11 protein-coding genes and 1 tRNA gene are annotated in these 12,937 nt (G+C 41.4%); 3 read left to right on the forward strand and 9 right to left on the reverse strand.

Annotation, left to right across the window (positions count from 1 at the left end):
- Window positions 1–308: 308 nt before the first annotated feature.
- The 6 genes from AACL61_RS01130 to argS all read right to left on the reverse strand — a co-directional run bounded on the left by AACL61_RS01130 (window position 309) and on the right by argS (window position 9,563).
- Window positions 309–1,247 carry a peptidylprolyl isomerase gene (locus tag AACL61_RS01130; protein ID WP_102816588.1) on the reverse strand — a complete coding sequence of 313 codons (939 nt, stop codon included), beginning with the start codon at window positions 1,245–1,247 and terminating at the stop codon, window positions 309–311.
- 114 nt (window positions 1,248–1,361) lie between these two features.
- Window positions 1,362–3,854, reverse strand: coding sequence for an ATP-binding protein (locus tag AACL61_RS01135; RefSeq protein WP_102816589.1), 2,493 nt, complete (start codon window positions 3,852–3,854; stop codon window positions 1,362–1,364).
- Window positions 3,855–3,857: 3 nt separating this feature from the next.
- Window positions 3,858–5,042 (reverse strand): metallophosphoesterase family protein, encoded by a 1,185-nt coding sequence (locus tag AACL61_RS01140; RefSeq protein WP_339110858.1) that lies wholly within the window; start codon window positions 5,040–5,042, stop codon window positions 3,858–3,860.
- Window positions 5,043–5,121: 79 nt separating this feature from the next.
- A complete protein-coding gene (locus AACL61_RS01145) occupies window positions 5,122–5,493 on the reverse strand; it encodes a YlbF family regulator (RefSeq protein WP_003675790.1) in 372 nt (123 codons plus the stop codon).
- Window positions 5,494–5,541: 48 nt separating this feature from the next.
- Window positions 5,542–7,707, reverse strand: coding sequence for a PBP1A family penicillin-binding protein (locus tag AACL61_RS01150; protein ID WP_339110859.1), 2,166 nt, complete (start codon window positions 7,705–7,707; stop codon window positions 5,542–5,544).
- A 167-nt stretch (window positions 7,708–7,874) separates the two neighbouring features.
- Complete coding sequence (gene argS, locus AACL61_RS01155; protein WP_339110860.1) at window positions 7,875–9,563, reverse strand: arginine--tRNA ligase; 1,689 nt, start codon at window positions 9,561–9,563, stop codon at window positions 7,875–7,877.
- Window positions 9,564–9,924: 361 nt separating this feature from the next.
- Here argS and thiD point away from each other — a divergent pair, with 361 nt between their 5' ends.
- Both thiD and AACL61_RS01165 read left to right on the forward strand, forming a co-directional pair.
- The gene (gene thiD / locus AACL61_RS01160) at window positions 9,925–10,740 is read left to right on the forward strand and encodes a bifunctional hydroxymethylpyrimidine kinase/phosphomethylpyrimidine kinase (RefSeq protein ID WP_102816592.1); all 816 of its coding nucleotides are present in this window, start codon (window positions 9,925–9,927) and stop codon (window positions 10,738–10,740) included.
- Between the two features lie 12 nt (window positions 10,741–10,752).
- Entirely contained in the window at window positions 10,753–11,691 is a 939-nt protein-coding gene (locus AACL61_RS01165; protein ID WP_102816593.1) for an L-lactate dehydrogenase, read from the forward strand.
- A 51-nt stretch (window positions 11,692–11,742) separates the two neighbouring features.
- Here the strand turns inward: AACL61_RS01165 and AACL61_RS01170 are convergent.
- Window positions 11,743–11,813: transfer RNA gene (locus AACL61_RS01170), tRNA-Gly, on the reverse strand.
- A 63-nt stretch (window positions 11,814–11,876) separates the two neighbouring features.
- Window positions 11,877–12,149, reverse strand: coding sequence for a hypothetical protein (locus tag AACL61_RS01175; protein WP_102816594.1), 273 nt, complete (start codon window positions 12,147–12,149; stop codon window positions 11,877–11,879).
- A gap of 141 nt (window positions 12,150–12,290) precedes the next feature.
- Between AACL61_RS01175 and AACL61_RS01180 the strand changes: the two genes are divergently transcribed.
- Entirely contained in the window at window positions 12,291–12,626 is a 336-nt protein-coding gene (locus tag AACL61_RS01180) for a hypothetical protein (RefSeq protein WP_102816595.1), read from the forward strand.
- On the opposite strand, the gene AACL61_RS01185 is transcribed toward AACL61_RS01180, so the two are convergent.
- A partial coding sequence (locus AACL61_RS01185; protein ID WP_339110861.1) for a dihydropteroate synthase occupies window positions 12,592–12,937 on the reverse strand: 346 nt, incomplete at its 5' end. The genes AACL61_RS01180 and AACL61_RS01185 overlap by 35 nt on opposite strands.

Here is a 12,937-nt window from a genome sequence, read left to right on the forward strand (position 1 = left end):
AGTAGCTTTTCCCCATTGAAACATCCAAGGCAAATATATCAGACATAAAAAGACTTCCTTTCTATAAATAGAGCTAGATATAACCGCTATCCTAGATTTGTACTTCATTTCCTAAATACTCGAACTCGTAGTTCCACAACCTAAAAGCAAAATATCAAATCAAAGATAGCGGAGATCATTTTATAATACGGACTCGAAGTCCCTGGGAGCATGATCGATCTTAGCTCTATCTTCAGAATAACAAAAAAGTCCAGGACAATAATTATTTTTGTCCTGAACTAATCTTAGGTTGTTTTTTATACCCTATTTTACTTGTTTGAGCTAGTACTACTGCTGTTATTGCTGGAGCTGCTTGTAGTGGCGCTTGAGTTAAGGTAATCATCAAGGATATTCTTAACATCGTTTTCCTTGATTGAAACGTTACCCTTCTTCAAGACGTTTGAAACAACCTTCCGCATGAAGTTTTGGTTGTTCATGTTTTCTTGAACGATTTGGTTCTTCAAGTCATTGATGTGTTGACTCTTCTTACCCTTAGCTGGGTGTTCGATCATGTAAATTACTTGGTAGCCGTCATCAGTCTTAACTGGGGTCGTAGTGTATTCACCAGTCTTCAACTTAAGGGCAGCCTTCTTGTAAGCTGAGTCAAGTTGGTTGTCAGTATTATCAAAGGCTGGAAGCTTACCACCGTTGTTCTTGGTTTGACTATCAGTTGACTTGGACTTAGCAAGCTTCTTGAAAGTCTTGTACTTGTTGCTGGAGTCATTTAATTGGTTAATGATATCTTCAGCATCAGACTTACTACCAACAAGGATCGTCGCAGTTTGAACTTTAGGTTGGTACTTGGTCCATTGCTTATTGATCTGCTTAGTAGTGATGTGGGAGTAATGACGAGCAGCGGCAGTCAAGAGTAAGTTTGACCGAATTTGTTGCTTCAATGACTTTTCAGTTAAGTTTTGACTTTGAAGATAAGCATTAAAGTCTGAACCGTACTCGTTCTTGTAGGTATTATATTGCGCGTTAACTTGCTTATCACTGACTTCTTTACCGTATTGCTTCTCCAAAACCTTATCTAAGATCATTTGTTGAAGCACTTGCTTACCAGCACTGGTTTGCTTCATGCTGCTGTAGTATTCGCTCTCAGTGATTTTACCGCCGCTAGTAGTAGCGACAGCCTTATTTCCACAGGCAGCAAGCGGCATCATCAATGCGGCTCCTGCAATGATAGCAATTAACTTTTTGGATTTCATGTAAGAAACACATCCTTAAACAAAATATTTTTTCGATAACTTCACTCATCCAATATACCACACTTATTTTTTCGTGCCAGTCTCATAAATAAATGTTTATACCATCTTCATAATTTATTCACGTTTTAATGCTTGCAGGTCAAGAATTTTAACGTCAAGGTCCTTAATCCGATCATCAGCAGTAAAATAGATAACCTGATTTTTCTCAGCAATTTTTTCTAGCAACGCCAGCATTCGTTGCCGACGAACATTATCAAAATTAACAAACCCATCATCAATAATTATTGGGAAGTTGGCTTGATCACTCATCACGGTGACAAAGCCAAGCCGGAGCGCAATATACAGCTGTTCAGCCGTTCCTTGGGATAATTCTTCAACTAGAAAAACTTCTTGATCTCTCCGCACAACCTTAATCCCATCCGCCGTTAAATCGATCTGGGAATACCGATGATCAGTTAGCAAGGCAAAATATTGCTCTGCCTGCCGAATGATTGCGGGGTAACGGTCAGCTGAAGCGCCTGCAAGGGCCTTATTTACCCACTGAATCGCCAATTGGTACCTTAACCATTCTTGTACTTCATGCCAAATCTTAGCAGCCAGATTGGCCCGTTCCTGTTCAAGATTGCTGAGGGTCCCGTCTTCAACTAAGCTATCAATTTCGACTTTATCTTTTTGAATCTCCTCGTGGGTACGGGAGATTGTTAGGGTGAGCTGAGCAAGCTGGTGCCGAGTCTTCGATAAAACCGTCATTAGCTCATCTCTATTTGCGTATGCAGCAAGGGCTTGGCGGTCTTCTGCGGTCAATTGTTGTCCATAGGCATCTGATGCCAAGGCTTGTGATTGTGCTGCAGAACGATTTGCTAAGTACTGGGTAAACTGGTTATCATCGTGCACCCCTGCTTGCTGATAAATCGCCAGTTTTTGCTGATGAATTTTATTGTAGTCTTGATTGAGCTGGGCTAAATTGTTAGCAATCGTTGCTTTTTCCCGGGTATTCACTTGGATATCCTGGCGCGCTTGTTGCCCTTGTTCCAGCAAATCATCTAATTTAGTCCTAACAGCCGCCAACGTTAGATTTTGCAAAGCCGGTGGCAATTGTTGGTTAAAGACGGTAAGTTGGTGGTCATATCTTTGCTGATCTTGGTTGGCAGTTTGGAGCTGAGCAGTTAATTCGGCATTTCGTTGTAAATCGCCCTGCATTAACAGCCATTGATCAGGCGGAAAATCCTGTAAGCCGTGTTTTTGGCCGAACGCCATGATCGCTTGGGAATCTGTCGTTACTGGAGCAGAATGACTTCCTTGGCGTTGATAATAAAGATACATCACTGTCGCAAAGGCCGCAATTGCTCCGATAGCGGTGATAAAAGTAGCATTCGCTAACAACCCGATGATAAAAAGGACAAAGCCGCCAACGATTCCGATCATTGCGGCCCGAGAAGGATCGCCGTTTGGCTGGCTAGCATTTGCCCGAGAAAGTGGTTGGACATTAAGAAGTCGGGCAAGTTCTGTTTTTTCTTGGGAAGTTAACGGCGCTGGCAAAGGATGGTGGTAACGAGTTTTAATTGCAGTTAATTCCTGCTGCCACTGATTAACTTGCGTTTGTTGCCGGTGCTGCAAAGCCTCTTCCGCTTGTAATTCAACTACCTGCTCCTTAAGCCGTTGAAGTTCCGGCATGCTTTGCGGTGAATGCTTAGTTGTTTGTGGAGACTGATGATCGATCCTTGCCAAGCGCTGTTGATAAACCTGTTGTTGGCGGCGAAGTTCCTTTTCCCTAACTTGTAGTTCTTGAGCCATCGTAACCTGCTGATCAGTTAAATAATCAGCAATTGGTCGAGTTTGGTGGCTATGTTGCCATTCATGGTAAACCGGCCACAACTGCTGTAAATGTTCTAATTTTTGCAAAAGCGGCTGTTGTTTTTGCAATTCTGCCTGTGTTTGCCGCAATTTTTCTTTGTTTGTCTTCAAATCTGCCTGTAGGTCCTGATAACGGTGAAATTTACCGCGCGCTTGGTTAATTTTATCTGTCAAATTCGCATATTGATGAAGGTCTTGATTGAGCGGCCATTTCCGTCCTCGCGGTTTATAAAGATGGTCAGCTTGTTTCTGGTACTGATCGATCAACTGGTCCCACTGCGCACTGCCAACTGCTCCTAGTTGCTGCAGATGTTGTTGCCATTCATCCCGATTAAGCTCGTCCACAGCTGTTAAGTCTCGTTGACCAAAACTAAAAAGGGCTTGATAGAGCGACCGATCCATTGGGCCAAGCAGTTGCTTTAATTCTTGCTCACCACCTTGATGTCCTTGTGAATCAGTCACACTAACCTTACCGCCATTCCGCCCGCGTTGCCGTTTAATCACGTAATCATGGCCGTTGATCTCAACTAATAAACTTCCACCATAACTAGAAGTAGTTTTCGGAATATACTGGGCAAACCGATTCTTTCCCCGCCCATCCGCAAAACTAAATAAAATACTAACAAGAAAGGCCATCAGAGTTGTCTTTCCGGCTTCATTAGGGCCATAAATTATTTGGGGATTAGCTGTAAAGTCAAAATCTTGATCATGCCATTTACCAAAGCCATCGATATGAACTTTTTTTATTTTCATATGTCAATCCTCCCGCCGCAATAATTGAGTCGTTGCTTGCTTCAGTTGCTGAAGATCAAGGGTTATCAACTTAGCTGCTAAATCGGCATCCCGCGCTAAACTTTTCGTTAATTCTGCAATATTAGCAGGGGTAAATACTTTTTGGGCGGCTTGTTGCCAATACTGTTCATCTAGGTCAGTCATTGATGGCAGCGAATTTTGCTGGTGGAGCAAGAGGTCATAGACCCACCATTTACCATTATCTGCATTCTGGTCCTGCAGGTGTTCAAGGACATCCCCATTTGCAAGCAGGTGCCGAATCGTTGGGGAAAGTTGCTCAATGTTAGCAATCGTAAGCTCTACCAGTTGGAATGGTGCATTTTTTAGTTTGTCATCAATTGCTTGCGACAGTGAGCGCTCTACTTCAGCAAGACTACTGGTTGGTAAAGCATTGACAGTTAGACTTGTCCATTCAATTTCCGCAACTGGTTTAAATTGCGGCACAAGTTTATTGCCCTGACTTTCCACCAAATAATAGCCGTGCTGTCCGGCTTCATTTTTATGCCGTCCCTGTGGATTACCGCTGTAAATAATTGGCGGCTTCTCATTCAAGATTTGGTGCTTGTGAATATGACCAAGTGCCCAATAATCATAATTTTTAGCGATTAATTCATCGGTCGCAAACGGAGCATAGTGGTTATCTTGACTTTGCCGAACTGCTCCGTGAAGCATCCCGATATGCCAGGTTTCGTTTCTTTTTGGTGGATATTTTTGTACTTGATCTTCTTGAATCCAGCGTTGATCATAACTAAAGCCGGAGATAGCAACACTGTCATGATTTGCCAAAGTAAGGGTGGTAGTCGTTACGCGATTACCAAAAATATGAACATTTGCTGGCAGCTCTCCTGCATCTTGGACAATTTGATAATCGTGGTTACCATAAAGTAGATAAACGGGGATGTGGGCTTGACTAAGTCGTTCACATTGCTTGATGAAAAAATCAGTAGCGGCAATGCTTTGCTGATCACGGTCATAAATATCCCCGCTAATTAAAACAAAATCAACTTTTAAGTCAATCGCATCGTCAACAATCTTTTGAAAAGCAGCAAATGTCGACGAATGGACGCGTTCCCATAACGGCTTGGGCATCGAAGTCAACCCTAAAAAAGGACTATCAAGGTGTAAATCGGCTGTATGAATAAATCTCATAATTTTTCCTCTTAACAATAAAGGAGCTGAGAAAAATTTTGCTTTCTCCCAGCCCCTTACTTGGATCGTAATAAATTAATTATTCTTGTCCTGGCATCTTTGGCATTACTTCACTGTAAAGATCTTGAATTGGACTTGTAATTGTCTTATTCAATTGTTGAAGCATGCTATCAACTTGCCGTTCTTGGTTCATCAAGTCTTGAACAACCTTCTTGCCACTTACTTCCTTGGCAAGGTTTTGGATGTTTTTAATTTCATCATCAGTTGGTTGTTGACCAGTCATTTGCTTGTGTTGAGCATCTGCTTGAGCTTGTTGGAACTTCTTGAAGGTGTCAAAAGTGTCACTGTCAGCCTTTAATGCTTCAAAAGCCTTTTTTAATCCTTGATATTCTTGAGTTTCGCGCAATTGGCGACTAAGTTCATTTGCAGTATCATAAATATTTACAACCATGTAAAAGTCTCCTTTATCTCGTTCTTAGATTAATTGTATCATATTATCCTAGAAAAGCGATCGAACATTGCTCCACCATTGACTCGCCTTATTACCAAAGTTATTTACTGATTGGTTGAAGTTATTTACAAAGTCGCCCCCATCTTTGAGGAATGACCCCCAACCTTTAGAGGAACCCTTTGTCTTTTCATTTGCCCGTGTCTGAGCATCTTCAACCGTGAATTTGGTTCCAGCAGTATTTGGCAAAATCGCACTCATTTCATTCTTGTAAAGGTAGTTAATGCTCCGTTCAGAAATATCGTTTAGGGTATGGCTTTGGTTTGTATCATCATAGCCTTCCCACGTTGCAACCACCACATCAGGCGTATAACCCACGATCCACTTATCACGATCATTGGAATCATCGCCTTTTACCCCTGAGTTTGTGGTCCCCGTTTTACCGGCAAGCGTATAGCCACTTGGTTTGGCCGTTTCACCAGTTCCGTGATCAAATACGCCAATTAGCATACTAGTCATTTCTTTGGCTGTCTTACCAGAAATGATCCGCTTATTCTTGCTACCATCATTTTTGGTGATCACCTTTCCAGAGGCATCTTCAATCTTGGTAATGTAGTGCGGGGATGGCATTAGCCCATCATTGGCAAAGACAGCATAGGCACGGGCCATTTGTTGTGGCGATACTCCGCGGGTCATTCCACCAAGAGCCAAGGCAAGGTTCTTATCTCCCTTTTCGACTGGCAAGCCAAATTTCTTTGCCATGTCATAACCACGATTGACCCCGATCTTATTTAATAACCAGACTGCTGGAGCGTTAAGACTCTCATAAAGGGCCTTATACATCGGCACCGTCCCGCTATAGGTATCATCATAGTTCTTTGGCGTGTAATTATTAGTTCCATACGATTGTTTCTTATCTTGAAGCGTTGAATCATAGAAATATCCATGCTCTAGGGCTGGTGTATATACAACAATCGGCTTAATCGTTGACCCAGGCTGCCGCCGCATCTGCGTAGAACGGTTAAATCCACGGAAGACATGTTTTCCACGTCCCCCAACGACCGCGGTAATTCCCCCATTTTTCGGATTCATCGCAATCGAGGCTGATTGAACCATTGTGCCATCAGCCGAGTTCTGTGGGAAGTTATCGTCATCGTCATAAGTTTGCTGCATTGACCGCTGCTGATCTTGGTCCAGCGTCGTATAAATCCGATAACCATTATTCATGATATCTTTTTCCGAAATATGATAACGGCTTTCTGCTTCGGCAATGACCGCATCAAAGAAGTACGGGTACTTATAACTATCATTTGGCACGTAGCCGTTGGTAATATTCAACGGTGTTTGCTTATATTGATCCGCCGCACTTTGACTCAGCTTATGATTTTCAACCATCAGCTGAAGAACCATATTCCGTCGTTGCTTCGTTGCTGTTGGATGTTCTACTGGGTCGTACATCCCTGGCGACGTCAGCATTCCGGCCAGGGTGGCTGCTTGGGGTACTGTTAGCTGACTGGCGTTTTCATTAAAGTAACGCTTTGCCGCATCTTGAACTCCCCATACCCCATGACCAAAGTAGGCATTATTGAGGTACATTGTTAAAATCTCATTTTTGCTGTATTGGTTTTCTACCTCAACCGCAATAAAAATTTCCCGAGCCTTTCGGGAGAAGGTCTGTTGTTGAGTCAAAAAGGCATTCTTAACCAGTTGTTGCGTTAAAGTACTACCCCCACCGGAGATATAGTCACGGTGAAGAAGTTTATTTTTCACTAGTAAGACGCCAGCCCGGCCTAACCCTTTGACTGAAAAGCCGTGTTCATGATAGAAATTCCGGTCTTCAGTCGAAAGAACCGCGTTAGGAACATTTGATGAAATATCTTTTAATTCCACATAAGTTCCCTTTTGAGCATAGAGGCTCCCGGCTGATTGATTGCTACGGTCATAAATCATTGTTGGCCGTTGCAACCTGTTCTTAAGATTTTTAACATCTGCAGTTTTAGCAACAAACGTCAAATGGATACTGGTAATTAAGAAAATTCCTAGAAAAATAACAATGATCCATCGCGTTAATTGATAACGATGCCAGAACTTTTTCAGCATCGCAACAAAGAGCTGCCAATAGTGCTTAAACCAAACTCGGAACGACGCCCAAGTCTTTTTTAACCACTTCATGATTCGCTCTTTCAAATCTGAATTAGATTGTGGTTCACGATTCATTAACAAATCTCCATTTTCATTTCAAAAAGCTGACAATTATTTTATCACATTTTGGTAAATGGTAAGCTATTTTCTCCGCCAGCTTTACCAGAAATTAAAAATGAAGAGACTGGAGAAAAACTTATTCTCTCAAGTCTCTTCACAATAATATTTAGTAGTTATAACGATTACATCTCATCTGGTGCCTTGATATCAAGTAAGTTAAGGGCTGACTTGAGCACATCACTAACTGCTTGAGTAAGAGCTAACCGTGCTGGTTGAGCTTCGTCCTTATCAAGAATCCGAGTGTGAGCGTAGTATTGGTTAAACTTTTTAGCCAATTCAAGGGCATATTTAGCGATTACTGATGGATCGTAGTTTAATGCAGCCCGTTTGATTGCTTCACTGTATTGACCAAGGAAGCTGATTAATTCCCAAGCTTCAGCACCGGCATTTGTCAAGTCAACATCGCTAAAGTCCCGGATACCACCCTTACGTAAGATACTCTCGGCACGAGCACGAGCATATTGAACGTAAGGACCAGTTTCACCTTCAAACTTAACAACATCTTCAAGCTTGAAGTTAACGGCATTCCGACGGTAGTTCTTTAAATCATGGAAGATAACGGCACCAACGCCGACTTCTTTAGCAACTTCATCAGCGTCTTCAAGGTCAGGGTTCTTTTCGGCAATTTGCTTCCGTGCTAAATCAATAGAATCATTCAATACGTCTTCAAGGGAAACAACATTACCCTTCCGCGTAGACATCTTCTTACCGTTTAAGTTCATTAAACCAAAGGAGATGTGTTCAATTTGATCCCACCAGTTGAAGCCCATTTCCTTTAAGGCCGCACGTAATTGCTTAAAGTAAGTTTCTTGTTCGGCACCGACAACGTAAAGGGACTTAGCATGACCATACATCCGCTTCCGGAAAAGTGCAGTTGCCAAATCACGAGTGATGTAAGTTGTCGTTCCATTACTCTTGATGATGAGTAATGGTGGTAAGTTATATTCATCAAGGTCAACAATTTCTGCACCTCGACTAGGCTTCAATAAGTTCTTATCCCGTAACAATTGGATAGGTTCTTCCATCTTTTGAGCAGAGAAAGCTTCCCCATTAAATGAGTCGAAGTTAACATCTAGCATCTTGTAAACACGTTGGAACCGTTCAAGAGAAACTTCACGGAACCAGTGCCAAAGCCGCCATGCTTCTTCGTCACCATGTTCGAGCTTAGCAAACCAGTCACGACCTGCTTCAGTATATTCTGGATGTTCGTCAGCTTCATTATTGATCCGCACATAGTACTTAAGCAAAGTATTAATTGGATCCTTCTTAACTTCCGCTTCGTCTCCCCACATCTCATAAGCAGCCATTAACTTACCAAATTGAGTACCCCAATCACCAAGGTAATCAATCCGAATTAAGTTGTAGTTAACTTTTTCAAGAATCCGGGCAACAGCTTCACCAATCATGGTTGAACGAAGGTGACCCATTCCCATAGGCTTAGCAATGTTTGGTGATGAATAATCAATCGTAACATTTGATTGGTGACCAAGATCAATCTCACCATAATGTTCAGGATCCGCTAAGATAGTTTGCAAAATCTTAGCACCAACTTGGGCTTTGTCGAGGAAGAAGTTGATATATGGACCAGCAACAACTACCTTTTCAAAACCGTCTTGGTCAACCTTTTCAACTAATTCACTTGCAATCATTTGCGGTGCCTTATGTAAGGTCTTAGCTAAAAAGAATGTTGGGAAGGCATAATCCCCATTACTAGAATCTTTTGGCCGTTCAATCTTAGCTTCAATTTCTTTAACATCCATCTCTGGCAATGCTTGTGCCAATGCAGCTGCAACTTGTTGCTTATCGCTCATATATATTCCTCCTTATACTTATAAAAAAACGCCCCTAATAAGCATTATGCTTACTAGAGACGAGATTTACCCGCGGTACCACTCTAATTGAATTAGAATTCCACTCATTAATTGATTTAATTGAAATATCTGAGGCACGCCTTCACAAATCGAAAAGCCCCTAACTCTCATCAACAAAGGGTCGCTGTAGATTTCAAAATGCTACTACTCCTCAAATCCTATTTTCATACTCAATCATTATAACAAATTTAGATTTAAAAACAAGGACCTATCTACGGGGAACGAGTTATTGCTTTTTTCTTACTTATTATATGTTACAATTATTATCATTAAATAATAATGAAAGGTTGATGAGTTATTTATGACAAACCCTACAATTCAAGCTGTCACAATTGCAGGTCATGATTCGGATGGGAGTGCTGGAATGCCCGCGGACCTTCATGCCTTTTTTGCGGATGGCGTATATGGTCACGGTATTTTAACTGCCGCTGTTTCCGGAAATTCTTATGGGATCACCTCTTCTCAAGTAATGCCGCAAGAATTTATTGCTGAACAGTTTAAGGTGTTAAGTGAAGATTTTGACATCAAAGCAGCCAAAACTGGAATGCTTGCTAATGATGATGTAATTAATGTCGTTGCTGATAACTATTCGCCTGAACATTTTGGCCCGTTAGTTGTTGACCCTGTGATTATTACTAAGCACGGAGCAATGTTGCTTGAACAATCCGCCTATGAACTATTTCGTGAACGAATTATTCCCCTTGCAACTGTTATTACCCCTAATTTCTATGAAGCTCAAAAGTTAACAGGAATCGAAATGAGTACAGATGAAGAACGGGTTAAAGCAGCCCATTATCTCCAAGATTTAGGGGCAAAAAATGTGGTGATTAAGGGCGCGCATAATGATGATAGCCAAACAACTGTTGATGACTTTGTTCTTCTTGAAGACGGTGATAGCTTCTGGCTCAAAAAACCTTTTGTTAAGACTGATCGATTGAATGGAACCGGGGATAGCTTCTCTGCGATCATTGCTGCCGAGCTTGCGAAGGGAAATAATGTTAAAATAGCAGTAACAAAGGCTAAAGATGCCGTTTACGCAGCACTCGCAAATCCATTAACGGTTGGTCATAAATTTGGTCCAATCAACCATTGGGATGCGCAAAAGGAGCTGCATTAGGAGGAATTTTTGATGCTTGATACGTATAGGCATAAAGTTGTATTAATAGGTGATGGGGCTGTCGGTTCATCATTTGCCTTTTCATTATTGCAGTCAACAAATGAAGTGGATGAATTGGTACTGGTAGATCGAACAAAGTCAAAAGCAGTTGGGGATGCGGCTGATCTTGCTGATATTACACCCCTGACAAACCCAGTAAAGATTTATGCGGGAACCTATGAAGATGCCGCTGATGCTGACGTAGTTGTTATCACGGCGGGGATTCCCCGTAAACCTGGCGAAACACGTTTAGACCTAGTTAATAAAAACACTACGATTCTTAAGTCAATTATTGAACCAATTATTAAAAGTGGATTCACTGGCGTTTTCGTTATCTCGAGCAATCCCGTTGATATCCTTACAACAATTGCGCAGCGAATCAGCGGTTTTCCTAAAGAACGGGTTATCGGGACCGGAACTTCTCTTGATTCAATGCGGCTTCGAGTTCTCTTAAGTAAGAAATTACACCTATCTGTCAATGTCATCGATGCCCTAATGCTTGGCGAACATGGTGATACTTCTTTTGCGGCCTTTAATGAAATCACAATCGGCGGGAAAGCCCTCAACATAATTACTGCCCTTTCAAATACTGATAAAAGCGAAATTGAAAAAGCAGTTCACGAAGCTGGCAGTCAAATAATTGCCAATAAAGGGGGTACTTTCTACGGGATTGCTAAATGCCTCTCGTATATTACACGGGCAATCATCGAAAACCGGAACCTTGTCCTGCCAATTTCGGCTCCGCTTGATGGACAGTATGGAATTAATGATCTGTACTTAGGAACACCCGCCATCATTAATAGTCAAGGAATCGGTCAGGTCGTTGAATATCCATTAACATCAGATGAAGTTAAAAAGATGCAACAGTCTGCTGAAGCAATGCATCAAGTTTTAGCGAAGATTGAGATCTAAAAAAGCTGAGGCTAGGAGAAACTTTTCTTCTAGCCTCAGCTTTTTTATAAGAGCGGGTAACGAGAATCGAACTCGCGACGCAACCTTGGGAAGGTTGAGTTTTACCACTAAACTATACCCGCATTAACTAACTAAGTTCAACACTTAGTTAGTATATACCTCTTCTAATTATTTGTCATCTTTTTTTAAGATTTTTTTGAAGATTTAGCATTTTCTGCTGTTTCTTCGTCATCCTTTTCTTCTTCACGAGGAACAGCCTTTACCATCTTAGCTTCTTTTTGGCGAATAACAGCGCGGCCATTTAATTCGTTAACCCCGCTTTTATCAGACGGATCAAAATCTTGGATGGATACCATAATTGAATTAGTATAAACCTTTTCAACAACACCAGAAAATTCATGTTCGAGGGGACCGAATTTCTTTCCTTTTACAATATCGCCAATTTCAAAATCTGCCACTTGATTTCACCTCAAATATTATTTATTTTTACGCAAGCAATATACGTACCATACACTTTTTTTATTATATTTTCAAGTCAAAAGCATATAGTCAGTTTCTCTCATCAATGCTAAAATCAAAGCCGAAAGGAGTTTACCCATATGTTAAAAATAATAGTGGCGGTCTTAATCATTATTTTGATTCTCACCACTACCACTGGTCTGCATGCAAAAATTGAACGGAAAGTGACTAACTGGCTTGAACTAAGCCGTTTATTCTTCTTCCTTTTATTGACCGCTTCGATTGTCCATACCCTTCTTCATTTCAAGACTCAGCTTCTGAGCAACCTAGTATGGATCATCTTTTTAATTCTAATCTATATCTTAATGGAAACTGCTTTCCGCCTTAAACGGGAAACATTTGGCAATCCCTACCTCACAGCCTTACTTTTTATTGCCCTTATTATTGCCTTGGGGATTGGCTGTTGGTGGATCTAAACCAGTAACTATTTTCAATAGTATCGATCATTTTCACTAACTGACTAGTTTCCTCAACATCATGAACTCGTAAAACACGACCGCCTCGCAAATACATTGCTGTCTCAGCAATCAATGTTACGCCGAGACGGTCTTCTTTTGCTAGATTAAATAATTTTTGGCCAAAACCTTTTCGGGAGATCGCAATCATAATTGGGCGATGGAGGTAATTAAGCTGGTCAATGTTGCGCATCATCGCATAATCTTGGTAACCGTCAGCAACCTTTGCATAGCCAATTCCTTGGTCTAAAATCACTCGTTCAAGATCAATG

Source organism: Limosilactobacillus reuteri subsp. porcinus (assembly GCF_036621895.1).
Classification (GTDB): Bacteria; Bacillota; Bacilli; order Lactobacillales; family Lactobacillaceae; genus Limosilactobacillus; species Limosilactobacillus reuteri_J.

Bases quoted from the DNA above. Each gene is read 5' to 3' on its own strand.
- AACL61_RS01140 (WP_339110858.1), bottom strand. From the start codon at position 5,042: ATGAGATTTATTCATACAGCCGATTTACACCTTGATAGTCCTTTTTTA.
- argS (WP_339110860.1), bottom strand. From the start codon at position 9,563: ATGAGCGATAAGCAACAAGTTGCAGCTGCATTGGCACAAGCATTGCCA.
- AACL61_RS01130 (WP_102816588.1), bottom strand. From the start codon at position 1,247: ATGAAATCCAAAAAGTTAATTGCTATCATTGCAGGAGCCGCATTGATG.
- AACL61_RS01180 (WP_102816595.1), top strand. From the start codon at position 12,291: ATGTTAAAAATAATAGTGGCGGTCTTAATCATTATTTTGATTCTCACC.
- AACL61_RS01135 (WP_102816589.1), bottom strand. From the start codon at position 3,854: ATGAAAATAAAAAAAGTTCATATCGATGGCTTTGGTAAATGGCATGAT.
- AACL61_RS01150 (WP_339110859.1), bottom strand. From the start codon at position 7,707: ATGAATCGTGAACCACAATCTAATTCAGATTTGAAAGAGCGAATCATG.
- AACL61_RS01145 (WP_003675790.1), bottom strand. From the start codon at position 5,493: ATGGTTGTAAATATTTATGATACTGCAAATGAACTTAGTCGCCAATTG.
- thiD (WP_102816592.1), top strand. From the start codon at position 9,925: ATGACAAACCCTACAATTCAAGCTGTCACAATTGCAGGTCATGATTCG.
- AACL61_RS01165 (WP_102816593.1), top strand. From the start codon at position 10,753: ATGCTTGATACGTATAGGCATAAAGTTGTATTAATAGGTGATGGGGCT.